Source organism: Mycobacterium sp. (genome assembly GCF_049281135.1).
Lineage (GTDB): Bacteria > Actinomycetota > Actinomycetes > Mycobacteriales > Mycobacteriaceae > Mycobacterium.
Genome location: NZ_JBAPRN010000770.1, coordinates 1 through 15,161 on the forward strand (window position 1 = coordinate 1; position 15,161 = coordinate 15,161).

The following is a 15,161-nucleotide window of genomic DNA, read 5'->3' on the forward strand; positions in this document are numbered from 1 at the left end:
GTCTGACTCCGCGCTCAACCCTGCATTACTCGGAGTTCCGGTGGTGGCCGTCGGGTCATTGGCGGGCGCATCCGAATTCTGGCTTCAGCACGCCACATTCACGCTTACCGAGGATGACGCCGACGACCGCCGAGTGATCGCCGTCGCATCGATCGACACGGCGCTGCGTGACCTGACCGCGCGGGCCGAACGCTGGCCGATTGCGGCGGCGACGTGTGACGACGTGTTGCGTTCGGTGGATCCGGCCGCTCCGGCGCTGTCCGGCGTGGTCACCGAGTCGCTGGCCTACTCAACGCTGCAGGCCGGCCCGGAGTTCGCCCGCTGGTTGGCCGACCGCGGCCCGGCGATAATGCCCGACATCGCCGACCCGGTGCAGGCCCACCGCGACGGCGACACGTTACGGATCGCGTTCAACCGCCCGCAGCGGCACAACGCGTTCTCCACCGACGCTCGTGCCGCGCTGCTGGAGGTGTTGGCTGTGGCACAACTCGATTCGTCGATCGCCGAGGTCGTGCTGACCGGAAATGGACCATCGTTCTGCAGCGGGGGCGACCTCGACGAGTTCGGCACGTTCGCCGACCCGGCCAGCGCCCATTTGGCCCGCACCCGTTACAGCCCGGCGCTGGCGCTCGACGCGGTGACCAGCCGGCTCGGGGCGGCGTGCCGCGCCGAGGTGCATGGTCAGGTGCTGGGCAGCGGACTGGAGATGGCCGCATTCTGCGGCCGGGTCGAGGCGGCGCCCGATACGGTGTTCGGGCTGCCCGAGCTGAGCCTGGGGCTTATTCCCGGCGCCGGCGGCACGGTGAGCGTCACCCGGCGGATAGGACGTTGGCGCACAGCATATTTGGTATTGAGCGGCCTTACCCTGGACGCCGACACCGCGCTGGCCTGGGGTCTGGCCGACGCTTTGCGGTAACCCGCGAAACAGAAGCCACGGCGGCGGTTCGGCCTGCAGCACAGCCGTGGCTTCTGCTTGGCGATGTACTGATCACGAAGTAATGCCGATGCGCCTCATCTGCTCGATCCACGCTTCGGGATACTTGTTGGCATGCAAGACTTCGCGCACCGTCGGCCTGACCTCTTTGTCGACGAACTCGCCCACCGTCGCGACCAGGATGGCTTCGTCGTCGTTTATGCCGCGATCGTGGCACGCGGTGAAGCGGGGCAGCCATGACAGTCGGCCCCTACTTCGACCAGGTGCACACCGGCCAGGTCTTCACCGGTGCACCCTCGATGACGCTCACCCCTGGGCTGGCCGCGGTGCACCAGAGCATCCTCGGTGACCGGTTGCGGTTGCCGTTGGACGCCGAGCTGTCCGCCGCGGTCACCGGGCTGCCGGCGCCGCTGGCGCATCCGGGCTTGGTCTGCGACGTCGCGATCGGACAGTCGACGCTGGCCACCCAGCACGTCAAGGCCAACCTGTTCTACCGTGGGCTGACGTTCTTCCGCTTCCCGGCGATCGGTGACACGTTGTTCACCCGCACCGAGGTTGTCGGGCTGAAGAAAAATTCCGCCAAGCCGGGCCGGGCGCCCACCGGCCTGATGGCGCTGCGGATCACCACCATCGACCAGGCCGACCGGCTCATCCTCGACTTCTACCGTTGCGCGATGCTGCCGTTGAGCGCGGGCGCCGACCCGGACTCCGCCGAGCATGACGACGATCTGTCGAAGATCGGTGCCGATCTGGCTGCGCCGCCGTCGGCGGCTGCCGACTGGAATGGCGAGGTCTTTCGCGAACGTGTCAGCGGGCCGCACTTCGATGCCGCCCTGGCCGGATCGGTGTTGCACGGTAGCGCCGACGTAGTCAGCAGTGCGCCGGAACTGGCTCGCCTGACCCTGAATATTGCAGGGGTGCATCATGATGCGCGCCTCGGTGGCCGACGCCTGGTGTACGGCGGCCACACCATCGGGCTGGCGCTGGCGCAAGCCAGCAAGCTGTTGCCGAACCTGGCGACCGTACTGGGCTGGCAGTCCTGCGACCACACCGCGCCGGTGTACGAGGGCGACACCCTCTACAGCGAGCTGCACATCGAATCCGCCGAGCCGACCGACGGCGGCGGCGTACTGGGATTACGGTCGCTGGTCTACGCGTTGAGCGACCTGCAGGACGAGCCACGCCAAGTCCTGGACTGGCGTTTCACCGCGCTGCAGTTCTGAGGATCAGGTCGTGAGCGCGACGTCGGAGTGGGCCACCGTACTGGTAGAAGCCCGCCGGGTCGCCGCCGATATCGCCGGACTTCTCGGCGTCGAGGTCGACGCCGCAACCATTCTCACGGGGCGGGCGGCGATCATGAACCTGGCCCTGCCCGGCCGAGTCTCGGCGGGCGGCGCCACCCGACTGCTGCGCACGGTCGATGGCTGGTGCGCGGTCGCATTGCCGCGCGACGACGACGTCGCGGCGCTACCGGCGTTGATGGAAGTCGATGCGGTCACCGGCGATCCGTGGGCGGCTTTATCGCATTGGGCCGCATCGTGTTCGACCGGACACGTTGTAGAACGCGCCCAGCTGCTCGACATCGCGGTCGCAGCGTTGGGCGAAGCCGCAGCGGAGCCACCGACCGTGCAAGGCTGCGGTACCAGCACCGGGCCGCGGGGGGCAGGCGGGCTTTTGGTGGCGGATTTATCGTCGCTGTGGGCCGGGCCGCTGTGCGGTCAGCTGCTCGCTCGCGCGGGTGCCGTGGTCGTCAAGGTGGAAAGCCCCAGCCGATCGGACGGTACCCGGCGCGGCGAGCCGGCCTTCTTTGATTGGATGAATACCGGAAAGCTGTCGTATTGCCTCGATTTCGACACCGAGAGTGATGCGTTGCGCCGACTGCTCGATGCTGCTGACATCGTGATCGAGGGCTCTCGGCCCGCGGCGTTGCGACGACGCGGATTGACCGCGGAGAATCTGGCTGGCCACGAAGGTCGAATCTGGTTGCGTATCAGCGGTTATCGAGGCCAGCCCGACCGCCCGGCGTTCGGGGATGACGCCGCGGTCGCCGGCGGTCTGGTCGGCAGAGGTGCCGGCGGGCCGGTGTTCTGTGGCGACGCAATCGCGGACCCGCTCACTGGGCTGGAGGCGGCGCGCGCGGTGGGGGAGTCACTACGCCGTGGCGGCGGTGAGGTGGTCGAGGTGTCGATGGCCCAAGTGGCCGCCCGATACGCGGCGCGACCACAGCCGCCGGATTCCGACGCGCCGGCCGAGTCGCCTACCTTACCGCCGGCTGTTCCGCCGGCGTCACCGCTGGGAGCCGACAACGCCGCGGTCGAGTCGCTGGTATCCGAGAGGCTCGGTGCACCATGCTGATTCAACGCGCAGTGACGCTGGAGGGTGTGCCCGTCGACCTGCGGGTGGGCGCATCGATCGACGAGGTTGCCGGCACCTTGACGCCGCGGCCCGGCGAGGACGTGCTGGACGCAGCGGGTGGGACCGTGCTGCCCGGCCTGCACGACCACCATGTGCACCTGTTTTCCGCGGCCGCCGCGGCGACGTCGCTGAGGGTAGGGCCGCCGCAGATCCGCGATCTCGACGGACTGACTGCCGCACTGGCGAGCGCCGAAGCCGGCGAAGACGGTTGGATCCGCGCCGTGGGCTACCACGACTCGGTGGCCGGACCGCTCGACCGCGGCGTGCTGGACGCGGTGGCTCCGGCGGTGCCACTGCGTGTCCAGCATCGCAGCGGAGTGCTGTGGATCCTCAACTCGGCGGGTCTGGAGCGCATCGGTTTGGCCGAGCACCCGGATGGCCGGCTGCGCAGCGCCGACTCGTGGGCCGATGCGTTGGGACGCAGCGTGACCATCCTGGCAGACCTCAGCGAACGGCTCAGCCGCTGTGGTGTTACCGGAATCACCGATGCCACACCGGATCTCGATATCGCCGACATCGTGCGGTTGTCGGAGCTGCACCGGCACGGTGAATTGCGGCAGCGCGTGCATTGCCTGGCGCCGGGAAAGCGGATCCTGCGTGATGACGACTTGGACCTCGAGCAGCTGGTCGGCTGGATCGCCGACCGTCATCGCGACACCCATCCGGTGGCCATCCACTGCGTCACCGCCGCTCAATTGCTGGTTACCATCGCTGCGCTGCGCGAAGCAGGCTCTAGGCCAGGCGATCGCATCGAGCACGCCGCAGTGGTTCCGGCGGATTGTCTCGCCGATCTCGCCGACCTCGGGGTGACCGTGGTGACACAACCGAATTTCGTTGCGGAGCGCGGTGATCAGTACCTCGATGAGATCCCCGCCGCCGAGCACGGCCAACTCTGGCGGGTGGCGTCGCTGCTCGAGGCGGGCGTACCGGTGGCACTGTCCACCGATATGCCCTTCGGCGACGGTGACCCGTGGGTGGCGATCCGCGCCGCGGTGCACCGCTGCACGCCGAGCGGAGCTGTGCTGGGTATCGATGAATGCATCCCTGCCCGAAAGGCTTTGACGATGTTCTCGGGCCGACCCGATCAGCCCAACGAACTGCGAACCCTGGAACCCGGCCAGCCGGCGGACCTGTGCGTGCTGAGCGTGCCGCCCGAAACCGCGCTCGCCGAACTGGACGCTGGGATGGTGGCCGCAACCGTCGTCGGCGGGGAAGTGGTTTACCCGGCGCGGTGAGTCACGAGATTTCGCCGACGAGATAGCGCTGCAACGTCGGTGCGACCGCGTCGACCAGAGTGTCGACATCCATCGACTGGATCGGCTCGACGCGCACCACGTAACGCATGATGCCCACACCGACCACTTGCGAGGAACACAGCGCGGCGCGGAACGTGATCTGGTCGGCACCGAGCGCCTTGAGCAGTGGATCGAAGACCGGGCCGATGAAGAGTCCCTGCGCGACGTCGACCGTTTTGGCCAGCCCTGCCGTGGCGATCGCGCCGGCAGCGAACGGACCACCGCCGGTGGCATCCCACGTGGTGATCAGCATGTGCAGGGTTCGTCGACCGGCTTGGTTGACCCCTCCGCGGATGATCCGATCGATGAAGTCCGGCGTCCGGAACGGGAGACGCAGCTTGCGTGCCACCGGGTCAAGAATCCCGCGAAACGGGATTTCGGGAGGGGCCACGCTGTCAGGATGGGCGCAGCGCAGGCAAAGTTCAAGCATCTCCCGCGCGCGTCGCGGCGCGCCGAATCAGTGCGGCAGCTCGCGGAACGGTGTGTTGCGATACGGCTCAGGCTCTTTCGGTAGGCCCAGCACGCGTTCGCCGACAATGTTGCGTTGAATCTGATCGGTGCCGCCGCCGATCGAAGTGAAATAGGCGTTCAACGTCCGGAACGTCACCGCGTCGCCGATGGGATTGTCCGGACCGGTCAACATCGCTTCAGCGCCGACGATTTCGGTTTCGACGCGGGCGGTCTCATGCAGGATCCGCGACATCGCGATCTTGCCGAGCGCCATCAGCGTGGCCGCCTCCGCCCGATCGACCGCGGCCTTCGACCGTTGGGTGTTCCACCGGTTGACCGTGGCCAACGCATCGACGTGGGCGATCTGCTGACGAATGTAGGGGTCCTCCAGCCGGCCGGCTTCCCGGGCCAATTCGACAAGGAGATGGGCCTTCTCGGCCTGGGGTCGCTTGGCGTCCTTGGCGGTGCGGGCCATGTCTGCCATGAAGCGTCGTTCGTAGCCGAGCGCGGTCTGTAGCACTGACCACCCGGCGTTCAACTCGCCAACCAGGTTCTCGGCGGGAAGGCGAGCGTCTTCGATGAAGACCTCGTTGAACTCCGATTCGCCGGTGATCTGGTGGATCGGCCGAACCTCGACGCCGGGCTGATGCATCGGCAGCATAAAGAAGCTGATGCCCTGGTGTTTCGGCACATCCCAGTCGGTTCTGGCCACCAACATGCCGTAGTCGGCAGTTTTGGCGAACGATGTCCACACCTTCTGCCCGTTGATCACCCACTCGTCGCCGTCGCGCTCGGCCCGTGTGCGCAGGCCGGCCAGATCCGACCCCGCGCCGGGTTCGCTGTAGAGCAGGCACCATTTGCTCTCGCCGCGGATCGACGGCGGAATCAGCCGCCGCTTTTGCTCGTCGGTTCCGACGTCGTGCAGCGTGCAGGCGAACAGATTCCCACGGTCGTGACCGCAGCCATGGGCGCCGACCGCAGCGAATTCCGCAGCAACGAGCCGGGATTGGGCATCCGAAACACCGCGGCCGTAGCACTCTGGTTCCCAGCTGGGGACCGCCCATCCGGCATCGACGACGATGTGGGCCCAGCTGGCGCGATCGATCTCCGGATTCCAGTTGGCCGACAACCAACTTCGGACCTCGTCGCGCAGCTCCTCGTCAGTCAAGCGCCGCTCTCCCCCGCTGCGCGGCTGGTGGGCCCCCACTGCATCGTCGCCGGCGGATGTCACCGGTCATGCTCCGATCTGCTGCAGGTAGCGTTCCCGGTGCCACGATGGGCTGCCCAGCAGCTGCGCGTCGCTTCGGGCTCGGCGCAGATACAAGTGGGCCGGGTGCTCCCAGGTGAACCCGATGCCGCCGTGTACCTGGATGCTGGTCGCTGCGACGAAGACAAAAGCATCCGAGCAATACGCTTGTGCCAGAGCAAGATCAGCGATTCTGGAGGGCGCATGTTCGGCGAATGAGTTGGCGGCGAAGCGTGCCGCCGACACGGTGGATTCGGCCTCCAGCAGCATGTCGGCACACATGTGCTTGACGGCTTGGAAACTGCCGATCGCGCGACCGAACTGGTAGCGGGTCTTGGCGTATTCGGTGGCCATTTCGACCGCGCGCCGTGCCCCGCCGGCCTGCTCGCTGACCAAGGCCAGCGCGCCGGCGTCCAGCGCCGCATTGAACACCTCGACGCCGGCACCCGGCCGGCCGATCAAACGTGCCGGGGTATCGACGAATTGCAGACGGCATTGCTTGCGGGTCGGGTCGACCGTGGTCAACGCTGTCACAGCCAGGCCGGGAGCACCGGCATTGACCGCGAAAACCGCGGGGCCCGCGTCGGTGGCAGCCAACACGTACAACAGTTCTGCCGACTGCCCGTCGAGCACGAAATGCTTGTAGCCGGTGACGTGCCAGGTGTCGCCGATTTGACCGGCGGACGTGGCTATCCTCGCCGGCAACCTGGCGGAGCCGTCTTCGGCGAAGGCGACGGTCGCGATCAGTTCACCTGCCGCGATCCGGGGCAACACTGCGGCACACTCGGCTGCGTCGCCGGTCGCGGCCAACAATCCGGGCACCAGCACCGCGGTCGACAGGAACGGACCGACCAGCAGCGTTCGGCCCATCTCTTCCATCGCGATGCCCATTTCCACCGGGCCCGCACCGGCGCCGCCATGCTCCTCGTCGATCAGCAGTCCGGTGAGACCCATGGCCGCCAATTCATGCCATACACCGGGCTCCAGGCCCGTGTCGGTCGCCATCTGCGTCCGCACCTGGGCCTCGCTGGAGTGACGCGCCATAAGGTCGGCGACCGCGCGGCGTAGCGCCCGCTGTTCGTCGCTCACCAGGAATGGTGCGGCGGTCGGCATCAACTTGTAGCGGCCAGCGCGGATCGCAGGCTCGCGCACTGACTGGCGAAAAACGACTGTGACACCGAGGCTTTCGGCACTATCGCGTCGAAGCCGTGAAACGCTCCGGGGATCACTTCGACTTGGCACGGGACGCCGGCAGCGGTGAGCCGCTCGGCGTAGGCAAGATCCTCGTCGTGGAACAGGTCATGGGTGCCGACGCCGATCCATGCCGGGGGCAGTCCGCTCAGATCCTCGCGGCGTGCCGGGACCGCGACGTTCGGGTCGGCGCTGCCGAGATATGCCGCCCAGCCGAAGCGGTTGCTCTTCGGGCTCCACAACCGGTACTTCGGGTTTTCCGGTCCGGAGCCACTTCGGTCGTCGAGCATCGGATAGGCCAGTAACTGCAGGGTCGGCGTCACCTCGCAGCGATCACGTGCCAGCAGCGCCAACGCCGCCGTCAATCCACCGCCCGCGCTGGCCCCGCCGATCGCCACTCTTGCCGGGTCGACGGCCGGCAGGGCGGCCAACCACGTCAGCGCGGCATAGCAGTCCTCCAGCGGCGCAGGGTAGGGGTGCTCGGGCGCCAGCCGATAGTCCACTGCCGCGACGGTAACGCCCAACTCGCGGGCAAATCGACGACACAGCCGGTCGTCTTGCTTTGCAGTACCCATCACGTAGCCGCCGCCGTGAATCCACAGCAACGCTGCGCCGGGTTGGCTGACGCCGTCCGGGCGGTGCAGTCGCACCCCGACACCGGAGCGCAGGATGAGCGCCTCCACGCCATCGGGGTTCTTGCCTCGCGGCGTGACCGACGACAGCCTGCGGATCACCCGCAGCGTGCGGGGGCCGATCAACGATTTCGGCGCGAGGCGGGCGACTTTGCGGAGGTCAGGATGGAAATGAGTGCTCGGCATTAGTCCAGTATCTCCAACGCCAAACGGCCGCCGTCCGGGGCTCCTTCGATGACGGCGAAACTTTCGGAAACAGTCAGAGTTGATGGGTTTAGCCTGACGACACGACCATTGCCGGTCGATGTCTAGTTCAGCCAGTCGGCCAGCACCTCGTCGGTGTGCTCGCCAGGCACGCAAGGCGGACTGTCCACTACCGCAGGAGTCCGCGAGAAATGGGGGGCCGGCGACGGCTGGGTTATGCCATTGCCGACGAAAAAAGTCTTGCGGGCTGCCAATTGCGGATGGCTGGGCGCATCTGCCATGCCGAGCACGGGCGCCACGCAGGCGTCGCTGTCGCTGAATATCTCTGCCCATTCCTGCTGGGGGCGGGCGGCGAAGGCGGCGCTGATCTTGTTTCGCAGCTGTGGCCACGCGTCGCGGTCGAATTGCGCATCGGGGTCAGACGGGAGTTCGAGCAGGCGGAGGAACTCGGCGTAGAACTGCGGTTCGAGCGCACCGACGGCCATGAATTTTGCGTCCGAGGTCTGATAGACGCCGTAGAACGGCGAACCGCCGTCGCCCAGGTTGGTGCCGCGTTCATCGGACCAGACTCCCGCCGCGTAGCAGCTGTAGATCATGGTCATCAGATGGGAGGTGCCATCGACGATCGCCGCGTCGACCACCTGGCCACGCCCACTTCGCCGGGCCTCGTCCAGTGCGGCGAGCATGCCCACCAGCAGGTACATGCTTCCGCCGGCGAAGTCGCCGACAAGGTTGAGCGGAATCTGCGGGGGGCCGCCGGCGTGCCCGATCGCGTGCAGCGCTCCGGTTGGCGCGATGTAGGTGATGTCGTGTCCGGCGGTCTGCGCCATCGGGCCGTCTTGACCCCATCCGGTCATGCGTCCGTAGATCAATTGAGGTCGCCGCAGCAAGCATGGTTCGGGCCCGATACCGAGACGTTCGGCCACCCCGGGGCGGAAGCCCTCGAACAGGATGTCGGCGTGCTCGACCAATTTCAGTACCGTCTCAGCCCCGCCGGATACCGCGAGATCGACTGTAATCGAACGTTTTCCGCGGTTGAGCAGGTCGTCGGCCCACGGAACTAGTTGCATGCCCCCGCCACCGGGTCGATCGACGCGCACCACATCGGCACCCAGATCCGCGAGCAGCATTCCGCAGAACGGCCCCGGTCCGATCCCGGCTATTTCGAGAACCTTCACACCGGACAAAGGGCCGGTTGTCATGTCCGTCTCCACTCAACGATGCAATACTAGTCAACATTGACTAGTATTGAGGCTAACGCGGTTTTCTGTAGTGTGTCAATTTGCCGCACAACTTGAGGAGTTCACCTTGACTGCAAGGAGTTCGACCGCGACCCCGCCCGTCCGGATCAGTCAGCGTGAGCGTCGCCAGGCCGCGGAACGAAAGCTGCTTGATGCCACGGTTTCGATCCTGATCGAGCGCGGCTACGCGGCAACCACCACGCTCGAGGTGCAAAAGCAAGCCGGCGTCTCTCGCGGGGTGCTGTTGCACTACTTCGGCTCTCGGGGCGAGCTCATTAGCGCGGCGGCACGCCATTTGTATGCCACCAAGGTCGGCGAGGCGCGGCTGCGTGCCAGCGAGACGCTCGACGGCGAGGATTGGGCTTCGCTGGTGTGGCAGGTCGTTTCGGGCCCGTTGGGTGGAGCCTCCCTCGACCTGCTTATCGCTGCCCGACACGATCCCGACATGCGCGAATACCTGAAGCCCCTGGAACGCGAGTTAGCGCGCGCGAACGTAGACCTGTGCAAGGCGCTGCTCGGCGAGCGGCGCGCCGACCACAAACGATTCCCCGAATTCTGCGTAGTGGTAATCAATTCGATGCTGGGGGCTGCGGCCGCCAAACCATTCCATAGCCGCGCGGAAGAGAAGCGCCTGCTCGAAGCGTGGCGGCGGATTCCCGACCTCTACTTCGGTCCGGAGACAAGCGACGCGTGACCGTGGTTTCAGCCGTCGCGCCGTAGTCGTCGCCCGATGTCGCGGGCCACGAACAGGCGCAGCAATGCGCTAACAATGCGCCCGCGGAGATGCGAGTAGGGGTACCAAAGCAATTGGTTCTCCAGCCGTGGCACGCGTGGCATGGTGATGGCCTGCTGACGGCAGTACTTCCGAATACCTTGCGGGCCGCCCAGCCGAGACCCGAGGCCGGAGCCTTTCCAGCCGCCGTGCGGGAGCGGGAAGCAGAACAGATTCGAGTACGCGTCGTTGATGTTCACGGCGCCGACCTCGAGTTGGTGTGCGATGTCGCGTCCGCGATCGATGTCCTTGGTCCACACCGTGGCCGACAGCCCATACTGGGAGTCGTTTGCCAACCGGATCGCCTCTTCTTCGTCGGAGACCTTCATCACCGGGATCGTCGGGCCGAAAGTCTCATCGCGCATGCAGGCCATCGAATGATCGACGTCCAGAAGAATCGTGGGCTCGAAGAACCCACCGGTGGCCTTTCCGCCCGTCGCAATCGTGGCCCCGCGTGCGACGGCATCCTGGACGTGGTCTCGCACGATACCGACCTGCTGCTTGGTGACCAACGTGCCGACATCCACTGAGTACGAACCGTTGTCGACACCTTGCCTGATCGACTGCACCCGCTCGGTGAGCAGTGCGACAAATCGGTCATAGACCGGTGCCTCGACGTACACCCGCTCCACGGAGATGCAGGCCTGACCCGAGTTGAACAGCGCCGCCCACGCGATGCCGTTGGCGGCGCGCGAAAGGTTGGCGTCGGCCAGGACGATGGCCGGGTCCTTGCCGCCCAGTTCGACGCCGCAGGGAATCAATCGTTCGCCCGCCCGCGCGGCGATGGCCCGTCCGGTCCTGGTGGAACCGGTGAACTGCACCATGTCCACGGCGTCCACCACTGCCGCGCCCGTTGCGCCGAGACCGGTGACACACGCGAGAACCGGCGGTGCACCGATCTGTTCCCAGCCGCGGGCGAGTTCTCGCGCGGACAACGGAGTGACCTCCGAGGGCTTGACGAGGACGGCGGCACCGGCCAGCAACGCCGCGACGGCATCGACACCGGGAATGAGTAACGGGAAGTTCCATGGCGTGATCACGCCGACGACCGGGTACGGGCGGTACACCCTGGTGAGCTTCTTGGTGGAGGTGAGTGGACCGTGCGGGCGGAACCTCTTCTCGGCGAGGTACTTCCGCGCCCGGTCGGCGTAGTAGTTGATCGCGTCGCAGGTGACCATGACCTCGAACGCCGCCTCGACTCGAGGCTTACCAGTCTCGGCAGCGAGGACATCGACGAGCCGGGATTCGTTGTCCAGCAACCAGTCCCGCAGCTTTCGCAACCAAGCAGCCCGAGCGTCGGGCCCCAGCGCCTCCCAGGACGACTGATGGGCGCGTAGTTCGTCCACGACCGCGGTGACCGCGTCGGCGGATTGCGCTGCAACGCTGCCGACGAGCTCACCCGTCGCGGGGTTGTGCACGTCGAGTGCCTCGGTACCCGGGTGCGACAGTTGATCGATACTCACGAGGCGCTCCTCGATTGGTGGATGGCGTTGGCGAATCGCCCTATTTGCTGCAACGCGTCGCGCGTCTCGGGAAGCCACGTCCCGAGCTGATGCCATGCGTGCGGAACCTCGGGGAAGACCTCGAGCCAGACCGGCACTCCGGCCGCTCGCGCGCGCTCGGTCACCCGCACCGAATCGTCGCGCAACACCTCGTTGTGCCCGGTCTGGAACAGCAGCGGCGGCAGACCGGTGAAGTCGCCGAACACCGGCGAAATCAGGGGGTCTGTCGCATCGACATCCGGCCGGTACCACCGCTTCAGGAATGCCAGCCCACGCCCCCCTAGTGCGGTGTCGAAGCCCGAATTGATGCTGATCGACGGACTGGACCAGGAGAAGTCGAAACCACCGCTGAGCATGACAGCGCCCGCGGGCATCGGAAGACAGGCGTCTCGGGCCCGCTGCAACGTGACGAGGGCGGCGTTTGCGCCGGCCGACTCGCCCGCGATCATCAATTGACCCGGGTCCTGCCCGGCCTCCAGTAATGCCTCATAGGCGTGCAGACAATCGTCGATGGCCGCCGGAAACGGGTGCTCAGGAGCCAATCGATAAGCCGGAACGACGACTTGGGTCCGCAGGACATTCGCCAGCCGCGACAGGAATCCGGTGTAGAGGTTGCGGGGATACATCAGGAATCCACCACCGTGCAGGTACAGCACGGTGCGCGCGGGCTTTGTGCGAGCCGGGTGGAATTCCCGCGTGGGCAGGCCACCCAATTCCGCGTCGACGATCCGGCATCCCGGCGCGGGCCCGTCGAGAAGGCTCGCTGCCGCACCGGCGCGGTCGAAGAACGCCCGCATCCCGTGGAGGTCGTCGTGGTATCGGCGAAACGCCGATTGGGACGCCGCACGGATCACCGGATTCAACAGGCGCAGGGCGACGCTTCCCCGCTGCCCATTCATCTAGGTGTCGCGCCGAGGATCGTCACGACTGCCACTGCCGCGTCGGGTCCCATATAGCCTCCCGCGTTCTCTGCCAGGGCGATCCGTGCGCCATCGACCTGACGCTCGCCGCAACGGCCGCGGAGTTGCTCGGTGAGCTCGACGATCTGCGCGAGACCGCTTGCTCCGATCGGGTGCCCTTTGCTTTCCAGGCCACCGCTGGTGTTGACCGGCAGCCTGCCGCCAATACTGGTGTCGCCCTTGCGGATCATGTCCACGGCTCCGCCGGGTTTGGCCAGCCCGAGTTCTTCGATCACGATCAACTCGGCCGGCGAGGTGGCGTCGTGGCATTCCAGCACGTCAACCTCGGCTGGCTCGATGCCGGCCCAGTCAAACGCCCGCTTCGCCACGCCGGCAACAAGCTCCCCGCCGACACCAGGCTTCGACGCGCCGGTCATGGTGGCCAGCACCGTGATCGGCTCGGCGCCCCAACGTGCGGCAATGTCCGGCGTGGTCACGATGACCGCAGCAGAGCCGTCGCCGATCGGCGAACACATCGGCAGGGTCAGCGGACCGGAGATCGTGCGTGCAGCCATCACCTCCGCGAGGGTGAACCGGGTCCGGTATTGCGCCTTGGGATTGAGCGCACCGTGGTCGTGGTTCTTGACCGCGACGCGAGCGAAGTCTTCCTGGGTGGCGCCGGTTCGGTCCATGTACTCGGTGGCCGCTTTCGCGTAAACATCCATGAAGACCGATTGGTCCCCGCCGCCGACGCCGATTTCGGCGAAGATCTCCGCTAGCCGATCCTGGTCCAGCGCGCTACCCATCGCCGCAAAGGTCAGCGCCTTGTCGGGGTGGTAGAGCTTCTCGGCGCCCACCGCCAGCGCAACATCGACATAGCCGGACGCGACCGCGAGCCATGCCTGATTGAGTGCGGTCGACCCTGAGGCGCAGGCGTTTTCGACGTTTATCAATGGAATGCCGTTGAGTCCCGCCCCGCGCATGGCGTGCTGTCCGCGCACGGAGTGCTGGCCCTGCAGAATGCCGGACGCGGTGTTCGCGTAGTAGATCGTGTCGATGCCCTTGTCCGAGTCGCCCATTTCGGAATCTTTGATTGCGGCCTGAACCGATTCGGCCACAAGCGATTTGATGCTGCGGTCGAGGAATTTGCCGAATGCGGTCATTCCGACCCCAGCCACCACAACAGTCCGCAGTGAAGCTTCGTGATTGGTCATCGCGCCAGCGCCTCCTTGCCGATAAGCTCACGCGCTATCACGAGCTTCTGAATTTGAGGTGTGCCGTCGCCGATCATGCATCCCGAGACATCTCGCAGCATGGCCTGCAGCGGCATCTCATCGGACCAGCCAGCTTGGCCGTGCAGCACGATGCAGTCGCGGATCGCGTTGTGCGCGACCAGCGGTCCCCACCACTTGAGCATTGCGGCTTCACTCGTGTGCGGCTGCCCCGCCATCCGAAGCCCGAGGGCGTGATAGCCCAGCGCCCGCACCGCCGAAACATAAGTGCTGTGTTCGGCGATGACGAACGACACGCCCTGGTTGGCCGCCAATGGCCGGCCGAATGTCTGACGCTGTTTGGAGTATTCGATCGCCATGTCGAGCGCACGTTGCGCGGTGCCGATGTTCATCAGAGCGATCAGTGTTCGGCTCAAATCGAATTCGTGCATCACCATGCCGAATCCGCGTCCGATCTCGCCGAGTACGTGGCTGTCCGGCACGAACACACCGTCGAGGAAGATCGAGCCACGGCCTAGCGGTTTGAAGCCGGGATCGCGAATGGGCTGCGTGGTGACCGCGGGATCGTCCATGTCGACGAGGAACATTCCGATGCCCTTGACCCCCGACCCGGGGTTGGTCTGCGCGATGACGATCGCGACATCGGCATGCACGGCCTGGGTGATCGAGGTCTTCTCTCCGGAGATCTGCCAGCCACCGTCGACCCGGGTGGCCCGTGTGGAGAGATTCGCCGCGTCAGACCCCGCCCCCGGTTCAGTCAGCGCGAGGCAGATGACGGCCTCGCCGGCGATACCGCGAGCGACCCATCGCTCGCGAACTTCGTCGCTACCGTGGGTGGCGAGCAGGGCGTTGCTGACATTTGCCGCGAACGCCAGGTAGGCGATCGCGGGGTCGGCATAGGCAAGTTCCTCGACAGCGATGCCCACAGCCAACACGTCGCCGCCCTGGCCGCCCGCCGATTCACTGATCAGGAGTCCGAGCAGCCCCGCGGCGCCGAGTTCACCGAACTCGGCGGTCGGGAACTTCTCGCTCTGCGACCGGGCCAGCATCGAGTCGGCGTAGCGCGATCGGGCCAGCGTCCGGACCGATTGTCGGAAGGCGAGGTGGTCTTCGCTGAGGGTGAAAGGCACGGTCGTGTGCACGTTTTA

The 15,161-nt window shown here is 66.3% G+C and carries 14 protein-coding genes and 1 pseudogene; 5 read left to right on the forward strand and 10 right to left on the reverse strand.

All coding sequences use genetic code 11. The annotated features are described in order from the left end of the window. The first annotated feature begins 40 nt into the window (after window positions 1-40). Window positions 41-916 (forward strand): enoyl-CoA hydratase/isomerase family protein, encoded by an 876-nt coding sequence (locus WAN02_RS30400; protein ID WP_422269118.1) that lies wholly within the window; start codon window positions 41-43, stop codon window positions 914-916. Window positions 917-997: 81 nt separating this feature from the next. Here WAN02_RS30400 and WAN02_RS30405 read toward each other — a convergent pair. Beyond that, a pseudogene (locus WAN02_RS30405) lies at window positions 998-1,168 on the reverse strand (acyl-CoA dehydrogenase family protein); the annotation flags it as partial. Window positions 1,169-1,170: 2 nt separating this feature from the next. Here WAN02_RS30405 and WAN02_RS30410 point away from each other — a divergent pair. From WAN02_RS30410 to WAN02_RS30420, 3 genes are read left to right on the forward strand one after another with little or no spacing between them, the layout of a single operon-like run. Further along, the gene (locus WAN02_RS30410; protein ID WP_422269090.1) at window positions 1,171-2,157 is read left to right on the forward strand and encodes a MaoC family dehydratase; all 987 of its coding nucleotides are present in this window, start codon (window positions 1,171-1,173) and stop codon (window positions 2,155-2,157) included. A gap of 10 nt (window positions 2,158-2,167) precedes the next feature. Next, window positions 2,168-3,289 (forward strand): CoA transferase, encoded by a 1,122-nt coding sequence (locus WAN02_RS30415; protein WP_422269091.1) that lies wholly within the window; start codon window positions 2,168-2,170, stop codon window positions 3,287-3,289. Then, window positions 3,283-4,584: an amidohydrolase family protein gene (locus WAN02_RS30420; RefSeq protein ID WP_422269092.1), complete on the forward strand. Its 1,302-nt coding sequence runs from the start codon at window positions 3,283-3,285 to the stop codon at window positions 4,582-4,584. The genes WAN02_RS30415 and WAN02_RS30420 overlap by 7 nt, the downstream gene beginning before the upstream one ends. A gap of 1 nt (window position 4,585) precedes the next feature. On the opposite strand, the gene WAN02_RS30425 is transcribed toward WAN02_RS30420, so the two are convergent. The 5 genes from WAN02_RS30425 to WAN02_RS30445 all read right to left on the reverse strand — a co-directional run bounded on the left by WAN02_RS30425 (window position 4,586) and on the right by WAN02_RS30445 (window position 9,569). Continuing rightward, window positions 4,586-5,074, reverse strand: a complete 489-nt coding sequence (locus WAN02_RS30425) for a hypothetical protein (RefSeq protein ID WP_422269093.1) — start codon at window positions 5,072-5,074, stop codon at window positions 4,586-4,588. A 27-nt stretch (window positions 5,075-5,101) separates the two neighbouring features. Beyond that, window positions 5,102-6,262, reverse strand: coding sequence for an acyl-CoA dehydrogenase family protein (locus tag WAN02_RS30430; RefSeq protein WP_422269094.1), 1,161 nt, complete (start codon window positions 6,260-6,262; stop codon window positions 5,102-5,104). Between the two features lie 66 nt (window positions 6,263-6,328). Beyond that, window positions 6,329-7,492, reverse strand: coding sequence for an acyl-CoA dehydrogenase family protein (locus tag WAN02_RS30435; protein ID WP_422269095.1), 1,164 nt, complete (start codon window positions 7,490-7,492; stop codon window positions 6,329-6,331). Next, on the reverse strand, window positions 7,453-8,349 hold the full coding sequence (locus tag WAN02_RS30440; RefSeq protein ID WP_422269096.1) for an alpha/beta hydrolase: 897 nt from the start codon (window positions 8,347-8,349) through the stop codon (window positions 7,453-7,455). Before WAN02_RS30440 ends, WAN02_RS30435 begins: the two co-directional genes overlap by 40 nt. Before the next feature lie 122 nt (window positions 8,350-8,471). Next, window positions 8,472-9,569: a CaiB/BaiF CoA transferase family protein gene (locus WAN02_RS30445; protein WP_422269097.1), complete on the reverse strand. Its 1,098-nt coding sequence runs from the start codon at window positions 9,567-9,569 to the stop codon at window positions 8,472-8,474. 106 nt (window positions 9,570-9,675) lie between these two features. On the opposite strand from WAN02_RS30445, the gene WAN02_RS30450 reads away from it, so the two are divergent. Next, window positions 9,676-10,302 (forward strand): TetR/AcrR family transcriptional regulator, encoded by a 627-nt coding sequence (locus tag WAN02_RS30450; protein WP_422269098.1) that lies wholly within the window; start codon window positions 9,676-9,678, stop codon window positions 10,300-10,302. Between the two features lie 8 nt (window positions 10,303-10,310). Here the strand turns inward: WAN02_RS30450 and WAN02_RS30455 are convergent, their stop codons facing one another. From WAN02_RS30455 to WAN02_RS30470, 4 genes are read right to left on the reverse strand one after another with little or no spacing between them, the layout of a single operon-like run. Then, on the reverse strand, window positions 10,311-11,843 hold the full coding sequence (locus tag WAN02_RS30455) for an aldehyde dehydrogenase family protein (protein WP_422269099.1): 1,533 nt from the start codon (window positions 11,841-11,843) through the stop codon (window positions 10,311-10,313). After that, window positions 11,840-12,781 carry an alpha/beta hydrolase gene (locus tag WAN02_RS30460; RefSeq protein ID WP_422269100.1) on the reverse strand — a complete coding sequence of 314 codons (942 nt, stop codon included), beginning with the start codon at window positions 12,779-12,781 and terminating at the stop codon, window positions 11,840-11,842. Before WAN02_RS30460 ends, WAN02_RS30455 begins: the two co-directional genes overlap by 4 nt. Then, a complete protein-coding gene (locus WAN02_RS30465) occupies window positions 12,778-13,995 on the reverse strand; it encodes a thiolase family protein (RefSeq protein ID WP_422269101.1) in 1,218 nt (405 codons plus the stop codon). The genes WAN02_RS30460 and WAN02_RS30465 overlap by 4 nt, the downstream gene beginning before the upstream one ends. Continuing rightward, window positions 13,992-15,155, reverse strand: coding sequence for an acyl-CoA dehydrogenase family protein (locus WAN02_RS30470; RefSeq protein ID WP_422269102.1), 1,164 nt, complete (start codon window positions 15,153-15,155; stop codon window positions 13,992-13,994). Before WAN02_RS30470 ends, WAN02_RS30465 begins: the two co-directional genes overlap by 4 nt. Window positions 15,156-15,161: the final 6 nt, after the last annotated feature.